Origin of the sequence: Rhodococcus sp. 27YEA6, assembly GCF_044908235.1 — a bacterium.
GTDB classification, from domain to species: domain Bacteria; phylum Actinomycetota; class Actinomycetes; order Mycobacteriales; family Mycobacteriaceae; genus Rhodococcus_F; species Rhodococcus_F qingshengii.
Window position 1 is genome coordinate 591,099 of the sequence record NZ_JBIYCY010000001.1, and the last position, 16,387, is coordinate 607,485.

At 61.7% G+C, this 16,387-nt stretch carries 10 protein-coding genes; 4 read left to right on the forward strand and 6 right to left on the reverse strand.

Annotated features, from left to right (window positions below; all coding sequences use genetic code 11):
• Positions 1-39: 39 nt before the first annotated feature.
• Genes ABH939_RS02970 through ABH939_RS02980 form a run of 3 tightly spaced genes read right to left on the reverse strand, consistent with a single transcriptional unit; the run spans position 40 to position 4,317 of the window.
• Positions 40-1,422 (reverse strand): condensation domain-containing protein, encoded by a 1,383-nt coding sequence (locus ABH939_RS02970; protein ID WP_003940563.1) that lies wholly within the window; start codon positions 1,420-1,422, stop codon positions 40-42.
• Entirely contained in the window at positions 1,422-2,888 is a 1,467-nt protein-coding gene (locus tag ABH939_RS02975; protein WP_042922229.1) for a condensation domain-containing protein, read from the reverse strand. The genes ABH939_RS02970 and ABH939_RS02975 overlap by 1 nt, the downstream gene beginning before the upstream one ends.
• The gene (locus ABH939_RS02980) at positions 2,821-4,317 is read right to left on the reverse strand and encodes a condensation domain-containing protein (protein ID WP_064073509.1); all 1,497 of its coding nucleotides are present in this window, start codon (positions 4,315-4,317) and stop codon (positions 2,821-2,823) included. Before ABH939_RS02980 ends, ABH939_RS02975 begins: the two co-directional genes overlap by 68 nt.
• A 470-nt stretch (positions 4,318-4,787) precedes the next feature.
• Between ABH939_RS02980 and sthA the strand changes: the two genes are divergently transcribed.
• Positions 4,788-6,200, forward strand: coding sequence for a Si-specific NAD(P)(+) transhydrogenase (gene sthA, locus ABH939_RS02985; RefSeq protein ID WP_277377516.1), 1,413 nt, complete (start codon positions 4,788-4,790; stop codon positions 6,198-6,200).
• Positions 6,201-6,351: 151 nt separating this feature from the next.
• The gene (locus ABH939_RS02990; RefSeq protein ID WP_003940348.1) at positions 6,352-7,254 is read left to right on the forward strand and encodes a hypothetical protein; all 903 of its coding nucleotides are present in this window, start codon (positions 6,352-6,354) and stop codon (positions 7,252-7,254) included.
• Positions 7,255-7,578: 324 nt separating this feature from the next.
• Here the strand turns inward: ABH939_RS02990 and ABH939_RS02995 are convergent, their stop codons facing one another.
• Together ABH939_RS02995 and ABH939_RS03000 are read right to left on the reverse strand one after the other, a co-directional pair.
• Entirely contained in the window at positions 7,579-7,836 is a 258-nt protein-coding gene (locus tag ABH939_RS02995; protein WP_064687627.1) for a hypothetical protein, read from the reverse strand.
• 50 nt (positions 7,837-7,886) lie between these two features.
• The gene (locus tag ABH939_RS03000) at positions 7,887-8,888 is read right to left on the reverse strand and encodes a helix-turn-helix domain-containing protein (RefSeq protein WP_228402298.1); all 1,002 of its coding nucleotides are present in this window, start codon (positions 8,886-8,888) and stop codon (positions 7,887-7,889) included.
• A gap of 364 nt (positions 8,889-9,252) precedes the next feature.
• On the opposite strand from ABH939_RS03000, the gene ABH939_RS03005 reads away from it, so the two are divergent.
• Positions 9,253-11,772 (forward strand): response regulator transcription factor, encoded by a 2,520-nt coding sequence (locus ABH939_RS03005; RefSeq protein WP_404649301.1) that lies wholly within the window; start codon positions 9,253-9,255, stop codon positions 11,770-11,772.
• A gap of 6 nt (positions 11,773-11,778) precedes the next feature.
• On the opposite strand, the gene ABH939_RS03010 is transcribed toward ABH939_RS03005, so the two are convergent.
• The gene (locus ABH939_RS03010) at positions 11,779-12,534 is read right to left on the reverse strand and encodes a MerR family transcriptional regulator (protein WP_003940632.1); all 756 of its coding nucleotides are present in this window, start codon (positions 12,532-12,534) and stop codon (positions 11,779-11,781) included.
• A gap of 321 nt (positions 12,535-12,855) precedes the next feature.
• Here ABH939_RS03010 and ABH939_RS03015 point away from each other — a divergent pair, with 321 nt between their 5' ends.
• Complete coding sequence (locus tag ABH939_RS03015; protein ID WP_042921773.1) at positions 12,856-16,311, forward strand: indolepyruvate ferredoxin oxidoreductase family protein; 3,456 nt, start codon at positions 12,856-12,858, stop codon at positions 16,309-16,311.
• Positions 16,312-16,387 lie beyond the last annotated feature (76 nt).

The window sequence follows — 16,387 nt, forward strand, 5'->3', positions numbered from 1 at the left end:
AGAAGTGTCAAATAGATCTACGGATAGGCGGCCGTTCGTCTACGGCGTCGACAGGATCTCGGAGACATGCGAGAGGAAGGTGTGCACTGTCCGGGCAGCGGGCGCAGGAAACCTGGTCCGCACTGCCAATCCGTCGTGAGTTCGTGAGAACCAGAACTGAACGTCGTCGGCGTTCGAGACGCGACTGAGTTGCTGCGGATTGATCGGCGCAGGCTGTGATTCGCTGGACTTTGATTTACGGGGGCGAGATCCACCGGGCATGGTTCGGTAGTCGGCGTAGGACACCGAGAAGATGTCTCTGCGAGTGGGCGAAACCTCGGGCCCCAAGCTCCGCAAAACCTGCCTCGACGACACGGACGACAGTGAAAGTGACTCGTGGAAAGCGAGATTGACTGCCCGGGCAGTGCTGTGAAGATTGTCCATGCTCGTCACGGTGATGGGCGCATTGGCTACCAGCCATCCGAAGGTGTGGTTGTGTCGCGGTTCCCGACGCGTGTGAACAGGGAACAGTAGGTGCGTGTCCCTCTTGCCGGTCAATTGTGTTGTGGCCAAACCGATCGACGCAAGAATTGCACCGAACGACGAGTGTCGATGATCGGCGCAGTTCTGGTCGAACAACTCTGCTTCGTCGGCGTCGAGGAGCATTCGGGTGTCTGTGCCCTGGGGCGACATCGCCCCGGCGGGCAGTCCCAGATCTACGGGAAAATGGGGAGTGTCACCCCCGCATGCTCGGAGGAAGGACCGCCAACCCGCAATCCGGTGGTCGCCGGGCTCTGGATCCGCGGTTGCCGATTCCCGGAAGCAGTAGTTGAGGAAACTCCCGGGCTCCGGAAGGAGATCAGACGCGATCGGATCACGGTCCGCTCGCGTGTATTCGCGATACAGAGTGCTGATCTCGGTAATTGCGATGCTCATGGACCAGCCGTCGCAGATGGCATGGTCGAACCCGCAGACCACTGTCGACTGGTCCTCGCGGGTGATGGCACCGAGAAAGTACGCGGGAAACGCGAAAGGATTGCACCATCGATCCAAGCGCTCGCCCAAGAGTTCTCGCACCTGCTCCGGTGTTCGCGCGTCAGCCACTGTTTCCTCACGCAGGCGCAGATCGCCGACGTCGGCGACGTCGACGAACAGTGCCGAGGATTCACCCGATTCTTCGGCCTGGGAGAACGAGCACGACAGGGCGTCGTGACGGGACGTCCATTCCTCGAAGCTGGCCTTGAGTGCGTCCGTGTCGATGGGGCCGGGAACGTCGAAAGTGGCAGCGAGCCAAGTCGTATCGCCGCGGCTGCCGGCAAGATGCAGCTGCTGATTGGAGGTCGGGGGAACCGGATACGTCGTTCCGGTGGAGATTTCGCTCGGCGTCCACTGCAGAATGCGGCCCGGCCGTGCCTCGAACCTGTCGAGAAACGTGATGTGCATCAGGCGGTCTCCACTTCCTGACGTGCATCCGCCTGACGCACGACACGGTAGTCGCCGGTATCAGCGACCGTTCTCAGGACGTTGCGAAGGTGTCGTAGGTACCGATTCACCGATGTGTGCGCCTGCTCGGTGTCCGGAAAACTGACCATCACGTACGTACGGTCTTCCTTCCGGTTGATCCACATCGACAGATCACCCGTCGTTCCTGGCCCACCCAGTGCCCGCGCCTCGAGTTCGTCATGGTGCTCGGCACCTGGAATCAGGCGCATGTCGATGTACGACACCATCGGCGGGACCGAGGTTCCACCGATGTCGGATCCGGTCAACTTCGACACCTGGGCGATCACCGAGTGAATGGACACGTCCGCGAGTCCCTTCACCGCAGCGCGAGCAGCGTGGGCAAGGGGGAGTGCATCGGTAAAGTTCGTGACACCGCTCAGCGTGAACGAGACCGGGACGAGATTGATGAACCAGCCTTGGGAATAGAGGTATCTCGGATCGGAGCGAGTGCCGACTGCGTTGAGCGCGAAGTAGTTCGCTCGATCCGCAACTTCGATCTCGGTGAGGGCGAGGGCTGCGAAGATCCCCGTGGAGAAGCCGACGCCATTGGACTTGCACAGCGCTGCGAACGCGGCTGACTCGTCGCTGTCGAGAACGTCGATGTGTGTGCGGGTCGACCGGGCCTGTTCGCCCCGCGCGACACCGAGGTCGAGGGGGAACGTCGGGAGTTGGCCGGCGTTGGCGGCGAGAATCGAAATCCACTGCTGCACAGGCGCTGCGGCCAGGTCGAGGTTCCCCGCGGATGTCCGTTCCTCGCCGCTGTACTCGACGTAGCTGCCGGGAGAGGGAAGTTGAGCCTCGATGCCGGCGCTTTCGGCGATGTACAGCGCACGAAGTTCTTCGACGCCCAGCATCAACGACAGGCCGTCGGTGTGCGAGTGATCGACGCCGTAGTAGACGGTGAAGCCGGCGCCGTGCTCGACGACGCCACTGATGAACGAGGGCCATTGCAATGGGCTGGTATCGCCGGCGAAACTTCGGCTCACATGCTCGCGAACCGCATCTGTCGTGTTCAGAGAACCGATGCTGTGCGGCGTGAGTTCGATCGTCGACGCATCCACCACGTGACGGTCGATGACCCCGCTACCGTCGGGATCTTCGGATGATCTCACCTCGAACCAACTGTGCAGTGTGTTGTGCCGCAGGACAAACGCCTGGACCGCCCGACGCAGTGCCTCCCGATCGAGATCACCGGGCAGAGTGAACGTGAATCCGATCCACGGTGACCAGTCGACGCCTTGTGCGCGCTTGTGATCGGCGGTACGAATGTGTCCTTCCTGTAGGAACGAGAGCGGTTGGTCGCTCCGCGGTGCCCCGGATGCCGCCGCCAGGGATTGTTCAGTAGGCCTGAACTCGGTGAGCGTCCCGGCTTTCGGTGCCCAGAGATCGATGGGTGTCATTTCCATGAGAGTTCTCCTCGATCGGTGCAGCGGTTTTGGTCGGAGGTGCGAAAGTGTCGGTCGAGAAGGCAAAGTCCTCCATTTCGCGGCGTAGGAGTCCCGCGAACTGATGGATGTGGCGGCTCGTGCGCGCGTTGCCCGGGTGGCGTATGGCCAGATTGAGCCCTTCGGGAGTCCGCGTGAGCCAGATGTAGACGTCGGTTCCCGAATGATCTCGACTACGAAGGCCCCTGGTCTGCCAGCTCGTCCATTGCTCGGCACCAGGAACGTGACGAACGTCCATGTACGAGAGCACGAACGGCAGGTGCTGCGGGGAGTCGATCAGCTCGCACACTTTCGAATACGGCAGTGCCGCGGCGGGGCGGACGCGCCGTATCTCCGTGCCGGCAACCTTGGCCAGATCGCTCACGGTTGCGGCGGGGGCAATCGGAATCCTCACCGGCACAACACCGATGAACCATCCCAGCGACGCGGCCCATCGAAGCTCCGAACGGGTGTGTTGCGGCACGACGACGCGGAATTCGTCTGCACCGGTGAGATCGCCGGTCACCTTGGCCGCGCACGCGAGTATCGCGGCCAGGAATCCTTGGTTGCTGCGCTTGCTCGCTTCTGCCAGGCGTTCGGCTCCCCGGGCGCTCAGAAGCCAGGCAGACAGGCTCTGCTGAGGGACTCGGCGTCCGGTGACCGGTTCGGGTAGCGCTGGAAAGTACGGAGCCTCGCCCTGCGCGTAGAACTCGCGCCACGTCTGCACTGCCGGGTGAGAGCGGTCCGCGTGTCCCACGAGATCTCGTTCCTTGGTGCCGAAGTCGATGTAGCTTCCGGTCTCCGGCGGCGAGGGAGGGCTTCCCTCGCTCAACGATCGGTAGATCGTCTGCAGTTCGTGCGCGGTCAACGCCACCGAATATCCGTCCAGCAGAGCATGATCAGCGGCAAAAACCACGGTGAAGTGGTTGGGGCCTTCGATCGTCGCGAACTGATACGCAGGCCAGACAAGTGGATCGGTCGATCGGTCGAGCAGTTGCTGCAGATGCGTGAAGACAGACATCGAGGACGCAAGGTGTCCGACCTCGGTGCCCAGAATCCGGACGTCTCCAGACGCCGCGGTGCGTCGGACTATCGTTTCGCCCTCCACGGCGACGTGTGTTCGGAGCACTTCGTGGCGATCGATCCAGTGATCGAGAGCGGCCGCCCAGATCCTTCGGTCGAGTCGGTCGTGGATGCGAAACGAGGTACCCAGCCACGACGGAGTGCACACGTCGGTCTGATGGTGCACCTGCCGTTTCGCCTGCTGGGCATGTTTCAAGTGTGCCTCGTGTATGTAGCTGGCGGGACGCTGGTCGACAGGCCACAGCTCGGGCGGATTCACCGCGGCGGGAGTCCACTCGGTGACGGTCCCTGGAGGTAGGGGATAGTCGGCAAGTTCCGTGAATTCCATTGGGAAACCTGATCTCTCGAGATGGCGAAAGGTGGGGATCGTGAACGGGGCGGATGTTTGTAACCGAGAGTGACAGATGATTAGTCAAGGCAAGTAGAACGCGGCCCGAGGCTCCGCGCAACTGCTTCGGTGCGGGATGTGACGAGGAACATTCCGCTCGTTATTTCGGACAATTCGAATACTGGACATCCGGTTTACGGCCCTGGTCACCTGTCAGTTGATCGATCAATCACTCTGTGGTGAAACAAATTTCAACAGACCGTTGTGAATTCCGTCGGCGACGAAGCATGTGCGCATGCGAACGTCGGAATATGTTTATGTGTAGCAAGTTTCGTATTAATTCGGCTGTATCTCTTTTAATTGCAACAGGGTTCGTGTACTGCCGTCGTGTCGTTTCGGCGCGCGGATTGTTCACCGAGTATTGACATGCTCGGCATCTGCCGGTCGTATGCAGACGGTATTTCTAAGCGATGACTGATCCGATGGAATACGACCTGGTTGTGATCGGCTCCGGCCCGGGTGGGCAGAAGGCTGCCATCGCGGCGGCCAAGCTGGGTAAACGGGTAGCGATGGTCGAGAAAGGCAACATGCTCGGGGGAGTGTGCGTCAACACCGGCACCATTCCGTCGAAGACGTTGCGTGAGGCGGTTCTCTACCTCACCGGGATGAACCAACGCGAACTGTACGGCGCGAGTTACCGCGTCAAGGAGAACATCACTCCGGCCGACCTGCTGGCGCGAACCCAGCATGTCATCACCAAAGAAATCGAAGTCGTTCGATCTCAGCTCCTGCGCAACCGCGTCGAATTGTTGGTAGGGGTCGGCTCGTTCGTCGACGAGCACACCATCCTCGTCGAGGACGCCTCGCGCGGAGACAAGATGACGATCACGGCGAAGTTCGTCGTGATCGCGACCGGAACGTTGCCTGCTCGCCCGGCGGGGGTGTCCTTCGACAGTCACCGGGTGCTCGACTCCGACGGGATCCTCGATCTGACCTCCATCCCGACCACCATGGTCGTCGTGGGCGCGGGAGTGATCGGTATCGAGTACGCATCGATGTTCGCGGCACTCGGCACCAAGGTCACCGTCGTCGAGAAGAGGACGTCGATGCTGGACTTCTGCGACCCCGAGGTCATCGAATCGCTTCGATTCCATCTACGCGATCTGGCGGTCACTTTCCGATTCGGTGAAGAAGTGACGGCCGTCGACGTCGGAGCGAACGGAACGCTTACGACGCTGCGCAGCGGCAAGCAGATTCCAGCCGAGACCGTGATGTACTCGGCTGGACGGCAAGGCCTCACGGCGCCACTCGCGCTGGAGAACGCCGGGCTCGAAGCCGACGAACGTGGCCGTATCTACGTCGACGACAATTTCCGCACCAAGGTCGAACACATCTACGCCGTCGGTGACGTCATCGGATTCCCGGCGTTGGCGGCGACGTCGATGGATCAAGGTCGACTCGCGGCCTATCATGCCTTCGACGAACCAGGCGCGAAGCCGATGGATCTGCAGCCGATCGGCATCTACTCGATTCCCGAGGTGTCGTACGTGGGCGCCACCGAGGTCGATTTGACCAAGGAATCGGTGCCGTACGAGGTCGGGGTTTCCCGATACCGCGAACTCGCACGCGGGCAGATCGCAGGCGACACCTACGGGATGCTCAAGATCCTGGTGTCGACGGATGACCTGAAACTGCTCGGTGTTCATATCTTCGGCTCGGGTGCAACGGATCTCGTGCATATCGGCCAAGCGGTGATGGGGTGCGGCGGGACCGTCGAATACCTTGTCGACGCCGTCTTCAACTATCCGACACTGTCCGAGGCGTACAAGGTGGCGGCGCTCGACGTCATGAACAAGATCAGGGCTCTCAAGCAATTCCACTAGGGGTCGGGGTGTCCCCAGGTACCGGTCAGGGGCGGTCGGTGTACTTCTCGGGTAGCACTTGTTCGAATACCTGAGGGTGATGTCAGGCCTGGGGAAATAAGGCAGGGTCTATCTCCATGACCATTGCCCAGGAACTTCGTGTGGAATTTCGATGCTGATCGGACTGATTGCCGCGATCGTGGCATGCGTCGGGTACGGCGTTGCATCCGTGCTGCAAGCCTACGGCGCGCGCAAGTCGGCAGCTGCCGCCGAGCAGCGTGGCGAGGCCGGACACGTGACGGCGTCGGGTGGCCCGACCTTGCGTTCGACGTTCGCGGCCGCGCTGACGGCGTCGTTCATCCTGGGCACCGTGCTCGATGCGGTCGGATTCGCCGGAAGTGCCATCTCCGCGCGGCTCATTCCACTGTTCTTGTCGCAGACAGTGGTCAGTGCCAATCTCGTCATCACGGCAGTGCTGGGGACCGTGGTCCTCGGCATCCAGCTGCATCGTCGCGACTGGTTCGCGATCGCTGCGGTGATCGGATCGCTCCTGCTGCTCGGATTGTCGTCAGGTCACGCGGGCGGTGGGAGTTCCAACGACGTCGTCCATTGGGGTGTCCTCGTGGGCTCGGCGTTGATCTTGCTGATCGGCATCGGTTTGATCCGATGGTTGGGCTCACGCGCAGCAGTTGTCGCCGGGTTGATCTCGGGTGTGCTGTTCGGCTGTCTGGCCATTGCCGTACGCGTGGTCTACGGAATCGATCCGTTCGAAATCGGCACCATGCTCCGCGATCCGGCAGGCTGGGCGATCCTCGTCTCGGGCCTGGGCGGCTTCTATCTGCATACGGTGGCGCTGCAACTGGGATCCGTCAACGGAGCGACAGCGGCTCTGGTTGTCGGCGAGACGGTGGTTCCGGGAATCGTCGGCGTCGTGGTGCTCGGCGACGCGTCGAGACCGGGCCTGGAATGGCTTGCCGTGGTCGGCTTCGTCGGGGCAATCGCGGGCGCCGTCGCCGTGGCCGTCTTCGGCGCGGCGAGCCACGAGGAGAAACCGGTCGAAGAAGTGACCGTCTGATGCGGTAGCGAAAAGCTGTGCTGTTCGACCGGTCAATTGGTAACGGAAACCGCGTTCTCGCAGATAGTTCCAGTGCGCCCCAATGTCCCCCTTACGTTGTGCGTCACGGGCAGCGGGACGAAGAACGGAGGAAAGTGATGAGCAGCTTGGATATTCAACGCTGGTCGAACGACTTCACCGCGCTGACCAAGGTCATATCGGAAGGCATCGAGCAGTTTGTTCTCCGGTTCATTTCCAGCTGAAGTGATCTGAGCTCGCTGCCTGTCATGGAATTATTGATCTCCACCGCGGTTCGGAGGACGAATCGTGATGAAGCAGAGGTTCTTACGGGGTTTCGGAGGCCTGGGCGGGGGCGAGCAGGTAGGAGAACACGTACGTAACTGCGGCGATGACCGCCAGTACGATCAAGGAGGTCGGGAATCCTCCGGCATCTCGCACCGGGTCACCGGTAGCGACGACAGCCGACATGAACAGTCCTACCCAGGACCAGGCTCCATCGCCGACTATCGGGATCATCACGGCGACACCTGTGACCGCACCTGTGAGCGCAGCCAGACTCAGTTCCTTGTCGACCCAGCTCATGGATCAACTAGAACACAGGCACGCTCCCGAGGCTGTGGAGTATCTCGGATTCAGGGGCTGAAGAACTCGAGTCGGCGGTGCAGGCGTGCGATCGACGGGTCCCCGATCGTGCGTCTGCCGTCGGTTCGGGCTTGGCTCGGGGTCATCCCGTAGAAGTCCTTGAACGCTCGCGCCAACTGGGATTTCGAGGTGAAGCCGCATCGCAGGGCCAACGCTTCGATCGTTTCGTTCGGCATCTCGGTTCTGGTCAATTCGCGGTAGACGAGTTCGAGACGCTTCCGCCGAATGACAAGAGCTATTCCGCCGTCGGATGCGAATGCGCGATAGAGCTGTGCCCGGGAGACGGACAATGCTGCGCACATGCTCGTCGGGCCGAGCCAGGTCTCCGAGAGATGCTCGGCGATGTAGGCGTACGCACGATCGCGGAGAGAGTGATCGGGCCGCGGCGACAGATCAGGTTCGGCGATACCCAAACTGACACGAAGGAGGGAAGCGACGACGTCCTCGTAGCCGGCCGCAGCATCGGGATCGAGATGCGGTAGCGCGAGTACGACCGATTGCATGCACTGAGCGAGCACGACGGCAGGAACTCCGCGCAGTACCGTCCCGTGTAGAGAACGACCCTTCGACTCGGCCTCGACGAGGGAACGCGGTGCGAGGAGCGTGATGGTGCGCCCTGTCGATTCCGCTTCCGCGTCGGCGGTCCAGGTACGCCCGAGGTCGAAGAATGTGACATCGCCTGGACGTGCGACGAAATCGACTCCGTCGGCGTTGCCGCTCAACTGCCCGTCGAGGACGACCTGGACCATGTATTCATCGTCGAGTCCGCTCTCGGCGATCAACCGATTGTTTCGGGTGTACTTCTGTGCGTTGAAGGTAGTTTGACCGATCAACGAGGTTCCGATGGAAAGCGCTGTGATCGAGCCTTCGAGAGATGTGTCAGGGTCAATTCGGTCGGTGACGAAGAACGGACGTGTGACACTGCGCCAGAAGTCGTCGGCGTCCGCAGGATCGACCGATCGGGTCGACACGCGGATGCGGGCGGAATTCATCGACACGCGGGCATGATATGTCAGATCCCGCAGGTCGCAGTCACTCTCCCGCAAATAAACGTCAATAGTGACCGAGCCCACATGATGAGACAAATCGGGCGTATTTGTGAGACGGCCAGTGCTCGCGTGTCGCGGCGAAGCTGTCTATGTTGTTCGTTATGGGTGGACAGGTTGGGAGTTCGATGCTCGAACGAAATCTCGAGTTCGGCGGGGATCGACTGCTCGTTTGTCGGCCATCATGAGGTCCACTTCGAATCGATCGCAGCTATCTCGAGCAAAGCGAAATCCTCGAGGAAGGGGCACGCTGCAAAGGCGGCTTGCCGGGCGTGGAGCCACGGCGATTCGTCCCCGCCTCCTCGGATTGATGGAACGCTCGGCGGGATTGACTGTCATCGATTCGCCGCTTGGGTTCGGCAAGACGGAACTCGCCGCGTTGTGGCTCACGACTCTCGGGCAGGTGCCGAGCAGACCGGTTGTCTGGGTGCCGGCGCCATCGCATCGGATGACCCCCCTCGAGTACTGGAACACCGCGCTCGCAGTAATTCAGGATTCGCTGGAATCACTCGAGGCCCCGCCACGAATGCGCGAGGATCCAGTGGGCGCGATCGAATCACTCCTCGACTCGTCGCCCGCACCATTCGTGTTGGTGTTCAACCGCATCGACCTGGTTGAGGGTGACGAGGTGGGACGCCGAATCGTGGATCTGATCGTGCGGCTTCCCGGATTGAAAGTAATCGTCACGCTGCAGGATCGGTCTGCGACGGACTTGCTCGAAGACGTCCGCGTGGACGAGTACCTGTGCGCGAACGACCTCAGATACACACTCGACGAGTCCACCGTTCTGTTCGCGGAGGCAGGGATCCACCTTCCCTCGGGCATCGTCCATTCGATCTGTGAACGCGTTGCCGGCGTTCCCGTGCTGATGAAGGTTGCTCTGAGTGCGGTTGCGGGGCTGAGTGAACCGAGCCGTGGACGCGAACGCGTTCAGCAGCGAGTGGACCAGGCGATCCACGCGTACGTCAGTCGGACCGCTCCTCGGTCGGGCAAGTCGCTCGAGTTGTTCGACTTCGCGACTACGATCGCCGCTGCCCGCACGGTGACACCAGAGATCGCTCGTGTCTTGTCCGACGATCTTGACGTGGAGGGCAAACTGGACTTGCTCGAGTCTTTCGGTCTGATCTTCCGGAATGGTTTCGAGGGAGAACCGTCCTGGTACTTCGCGCCGTCAGTTCGACTGGCATTCATACAGATACGGGCCGAACAAGGGGATGGATTCGAAGATCCCTTCCAGGTACTCGTCGATCACGCTCTCGGGACTTCGGATATAGCCGGTGCCGTTCACTACGCCTTGGACGGACGCAAGTGGACCAGGGTGCTCGACATACTCGAGCGCCACTGGGCTGATCTTCTGGTCGATCACACCGGATTGGTCCGGACTGCGTTGCAATCCATACCCGGTGACGTACTCAGTTCGAACCCTTCGATTCTGGTGGGTCGTGACCTGCTCGAATCACGTCTGCGGCCGCAGTTGATCAACGGCGATTCATTACCGGCGGAACCGGCGGAATTGCGTGCGATAGGTGGTAGTCCGCATGCGCACAGCTTGTTGAACGTCGGAACTGTCCAATCGGTGGTGCTGAGAACATCCGGTAAGTACCAACGCTCTACCGAGATCACGCGCAAATTGGCGCACGTCGTGTACGGACTCGGCGACGAGTCGTTGGGCGCGTTGGGGTCTCAACTGCCCGCCCTGCGGCTGATCTGGGGGGTCTCGCATCAATTGACCGGTGACCTCGGTGATGCCGCGGTGGAATTGCGACTCGCCTATCAAGGTGCGGTGCAACATGGTCCGGAGTTCGTCCTGCGTCACGCCGCAGGCAATGCCGCGCTCAACTCCGCGCTGATCGGGGACGTCGCGCACGCGACGGACTGGCTGCACCTGGAAAGCACACACCCGGACGTTTCGGGATGGTTGGGACCGCCCTCGCACATGGGGGGAGCGATCGCGCGGGCACTGGTGGCGTGCGACAGCGTGGACCTGCACGCCGGAGCTGCCGCGATGGACGCACTCGCCGAGGTCACACCGCCGGGCGACCTGTGGGCGTTCGCGGCCTACACTTACACCAGATTTGCACTGCTGCAATCGGACCCGTTCTGGGGGCTGATTTCCCTCCAGCGCGCAGTGGCAACGCACGGGCACGTGAATCCGTGTGAACGATCGCTCGGTGACGCGCTTCTCACCGCGGCACGTATCGATCTTCTGTTGGCGTCCGGGGAGGGTACCAAGGCGCTGGAAGAATCAGTCGCTGCGCCACATACGTTTGCAGTTGTCACGGTCTCCGTGGCGCGGGCGCATCTCCTGACCGGGTCGCCGTCCCAGGCATTGGAATTGTGCCGCGAAATCGACTGGAGCGGGCAGTATCTCACGAGGTTTCGGCTCGAATCCCTGCTGATCGAATGCGCTGCTCTGTGTGAACTGGGCAGGATCCCCGCTGCCGCGAGTACATGGGAGGAAGCTCGCGGACTGCTCGAAACCTCCGGTGTCCTGTCGGCCCTGGCGACGATACCGCGTGATCTGATCAGGCAACTCGAAGATCGGGCCGAGGGCTCGAGCAGTGCCGTCGCGACCTTTCTCGAATCCGAAGCGGCGCAGATGTATCCGGCGGCCATCGTTCGGGTCCAATTGACGAAACGGGAGATGGACGTTCTCGTGGAACTGGGTCTCGGCATTCCGATCGGTGAGATCGCGCGGCGGTTGTTCGTATCCAACAACACGCTGAAGAGTCACCTCCGAGCCTTGTATCGCAAACTCGGTGCGCATTCCCGGGAAGAGGCTGTCGCGGCAGCGCACCGACACAACCTCCTCGGCAGTGGGCAGGACTGATCGACGTCAGTGCAGATTGCGCTCGGCGTAGACCTTCATCGCGTCACGGACCAGCGAAGCAGTGCCTTCTCCGTACTTGTCGTAGTTTGCAGTGAAGCGGGGATCGTCGACGTACATCTGGCCGAGCCCGGTGAAGGCGTCGGCGCTGGGAGTCCTTCCCTGCCAACCGATCTTTATCCACTCGAACTGTCTTCGGGTAATCGTCTGGACGTCGTCGCTTTCCGCGGACAGCCCCGCTGTCAGTGCTTTTCCGAATGCCGCTGCGATGTCGGCTTGAGATTGCAGATGAGCTTTACGGTCCTGCTCCGACATCGACCGCCACCAGTTGTCGCCGCTGGTGTAGGCGTCCTTGCCCCAACGCTCGATGACCTCGTCCTTGTATCGGGTGTGGTCGAACCCGTCGAAAACATCTTCCGGCATGAGTGATTCACCATTCTTCGTCTTGTTCAAGGTCCTGTTGACCGATTCGATCTGTCTCGAGATCCGCGTGCGCTCTTGCTCGAGGAGTTCGAGGTGCGTACGCAGTGCGGCGGCCGTATCGCGTTCGCCGGTGAGGACTTCGGCGATGGCCGGCAATCCGAGTCCGAGTTCCCGAAGTAGAAGGATGCGTTGCAGTCGCACCAGGGCGTCTTCGTCGTAGAAGCGGTAGCCGTTGGCGCCGATGCGACTCGGTTCCAGGAGTCCCAAATCGCCGTAGTGACGCAGCGTTCTGCTGGTGGTACCTGCGGATTTGGCGAGTTCTTGGATGGACCATTCGCTCACGTGGAGTTCCTACTCTCGGATCGGTTGTGCTCATTCAGCATGCAAGTTGACGTTGCGTCAATGTCAAGAAAGTTCTCGGTGTGCATTGTCGGGAACGTTTTATGTCCGTTTCGCCGTATCGCCACGAACGGGTCTCCAACTGATTGATTCGATGACCTAGGTCACGTGATTTGGCTCACAAATTGTCAATTTGAATAGTTGAACAAGCCTCTGTTGACGCTTTCACATACCTCGACCACGATCATCTGAACAGATCGAGTTACGCGGTTGTTGAAAATGCACGGTAGTTGAAATGCACTGCAGACGGAACGGTGGTCCACGATGACTGAACTGGTGTCGGGCGTAGCCCAGGCCAAGCCCTATGACCTCGATGATCGGTACCGGTCGGGATCGGGACCGGTGTTGCTGACCGGTGTTCAGGCAATTGCACGCGGCTTCGTCGAGCAGCACGTTCGCGACATTCGGGCAGGTAAGCGTATTGCCACCTTCGTCTCCGGTTACCAGGGCAGCCCCCTCGGTGGCGTCGACAAGATGCTTCACGGCATGCCCAAGGTTCTCGCCGAGCACGACATCACCTTCATCCCTGGCTTCAACGAGGAGCTCGCCGCCACGGCGGTATGGGGAAGCCAGACGGATCTCCCCGCCGGAACCGCGACCCACGACGGCGTGACCGGCGTCTGGTACGGCAAGGGCCCCGGCGTCGACCGCGCTACCGACACCATTCGCCACGCCAACATGTACGGCGTGAACCCCAAGGGCGGCGTCGTCCTCCTGGTGGGCGACGACCCCGCGTCGAAGTCCTCCACGGTTCCGGCCGTCAGCGAGCGCTCGCTTGCCGCGATGGGCGTGCCGGTTCTCTTCCCACGCAATGCCGAAGAGATCATCACGATGGGTATGCACGCCGTTGCACTCTCGCGTGTATCCGGTTGCGTCGTAGCGCTGAAGATCGTCGCCGACGTCGCAGACGGTGCCTGGACGATCGACGGCAGCATCGCGGACTTCGACATCGTGGTTCCGGAAGTGCAGTTCGAGGGCAAGCCCTTCGTCTACAAGCAGCGTCAGATGGCCGCGCCGCCGGACAGTGTCATCGCCGAGGCCGATCTGTACGGCCCGCGATGGGATCTTGTGCACGCGTACGGAACTGCCAACAACCTCGATGTGATCGAGGTCAACCCCTCCGGTGCGAAGATCGGTATCGCCGCCACCGGTACAACTTTCGACTCCGTCCGACAAGCTCTGGCAGACCTCGGCGTCGATGATGCCGCGCTGCACCGCGCCGGGATCCGTCTCCTTCGCATCGGAATGTGCTACCCCGTCGTGGGCGAGAAGATAAAGGAGTTCGCCGAAGGTCTCGAGCAGATCGTCGTGGTCGAGGACAAGACCGCGTTCATCGAAGCTCAGATCCGGGAAGTCCTGTACGGCACCGACGATGCCCCTCGCATCATCGGCAAGCGTGACGGCCAGGGCCGTCTGCTCATGCCTGCCAGTGGTGAACTGACCGCAGGCCGGCTGCTCGCCCCGTTGCGCCGCGTACTGAAGCCGCACGTCGAACTCAAGCGCACCCTCCCGGCCCCGCTGTCGCTCAACGTGCTCTCCGCCAAGCGAACCGCGTACTTCTGCAGCGGGTGCCCCCACAACCGTTCCACCGCTATTCCCGAGGGTTCCATCGGCGGCGGCGGAATCGGTTGCCACACACTCGTCACCATGTCCGGCCGTGAGGACAGCGCTGTCACCGGCCTGACGCAAATGGGCGGCGAGGGCAGCCAGTGGATCGGGCAGGCACCGTTCACCGACGTGCCTCACCTGTTCCAGAACATCGGCGACGGCACCTTCTTCCACTCCGGTCAGTTGGCTGTCCAGGCATGCATCGCCGCAGGCGTGAACATCACCTACAAGTTGCTCTACAACGAAGTAGTGGCGATGACCGGTGCACAGGACGCGGAAGGTGCCCTCTCCGTTGCTCAGCTCAGCCACAAGCTGACCACCGAGGGCGTCAAGCAGATCATCATCTGCGCCGACGAGCCTTCGCGTCACAACAAGCGCGCTCTGGCCAAGGGCACCAAGCTCTGGCACCGCGATCGCCTCGACGAGGCCCAGAAGGAGCTTCGCGAGATCAAGGGCGTCACAGTGTTGATCTACGACCAGCACTGTGCGGCCGACGCTCGTCGCCAGCGCAAGCGTGGCACGCTGCCCACTCGCAACACTCGCGTCGTCATCAACGAGGCAGTGTGCGAAGGCTGCGGTGACTGCGGCGTGAAGTCGAACTGCCTCTCGGTCCAGCCCGTGGACACCGAGTACGGCCGCAAGACGAAGATCGACCAGACGTCCTGCAACACCGATTACACCTGCATGGACGGCGATTGCCCGTCGTTCGTGACCGTCGAATTGGTACCGGGCAAGAAGGCTCCCAAGGCCGCACGTCCCGTCCCGCCCGTCGTCGCAGACCCCGATTTCGGACCGCTCACCAGCACGCAGAACGTTTTCCTCGCGGGCATCGGCGGCACCGGCATCGTGACCGTCAACCAGGTGCTCGCAACGGCTGCACTGCGCGCCGGCCTCGAGGTGGAGAGCCTTGACCAGATCGGACTGAGCCAGAAGGCCGGACCGGTTGTCTCGCACCTGCGTTTCAGCTCCAGCGCGCTCGAGCCGTCCAACCGCCTCACTCCGGGCAGCGCGGATTGCATCGTCGCCTTCGACCTGCTGACCGCGACGGACAACAAGAACCTCGACTACGGCAACGCCGAGAAGACGGTCTCCATCGCCTCGACGTCGCAGACGCCGACCGGAGACATGGTCTACGACAAGGCTGTTCGCTACCCCGAGGAGACGTCACTCCTCGCCCGTCTCGACAAGGTGTCGCGCACCCTGCGTTCGTTCGACGCACTCGCCGCGGCGCAGGAGTTGTTCGGTAACACCGCAGCGGCCAACTTCCTGCTGATCGGTGCTGCCTACCAGAGCGGTGGACTTCGTCTGCCGGCCGAGGCCATCGAAGAAGCGATCGGCATCAACGGCGTTGCCGTGGACGCGAACATCGCGGCATTCCGTTGGGGTCGTGCAGCAATTGCCGACACCGCAGCGTTCTCGGCCGTCACCACGCCGGCCAAGTCCGTCCGCGAACCCGTTGTCGCACCGGCTCACATGTTCGCCGGAACCACCTTCACCGGTGAAACCCTGCGACTGGTGGAACTGCGTGCAGCGCAGCTCATCGAGTTCCAGTCCGTCAAGATCGCCCAGCGTTACATCGATCAGGTTCAGGCAGTCTGGACCGCCGAACGTGCCGCAACCGAGCGGACCGATTTCAGCGAGGCTGTTGCCCGCGGCCTGTTCAAGTTCACCGCGTACAAGGACGAGTACGAAGTTGCCCGTATGCTGGTCGACCCCGCATTCATCGAGGACGTCAAGTCTCAGGTGCCGGCCGGGGAGAACCTGACCTACAAGCTCCACCCGCCGATCCTTCGAGTGATGGGCCGCAAGAAGAAGATCGGTCTCGGACCCAAGTCGCATGTTGCACTGAAGGTTCTGGCCAAGGGTAAGAAGCTTCGCGGTACCAAGCTCGACCCCTTCGGCTACATGCACGTCCGCAAGGTCGAGCGTGAACTGCTCGCCGAGTACGAGGCCATGATCGCTGACCTCTCTCGTACGCTCGCAACCGACGGATACGATCGCGCCGTCGAGATCGCGGCACTGCCGGACGTGGTTCGCGGTTACGAAGACATCAAGCTCGGCAACATCGAGCTGTACAAGACTCGCCTGCGCGAACTCGGTGTCGGTGAGTAGGAGCGCCGGCGAGTAGATCGAACAAGACTGTGCCCCAGTGACCGTCGTCGCTGGGGCACAGTTGCATTCAGGGCCT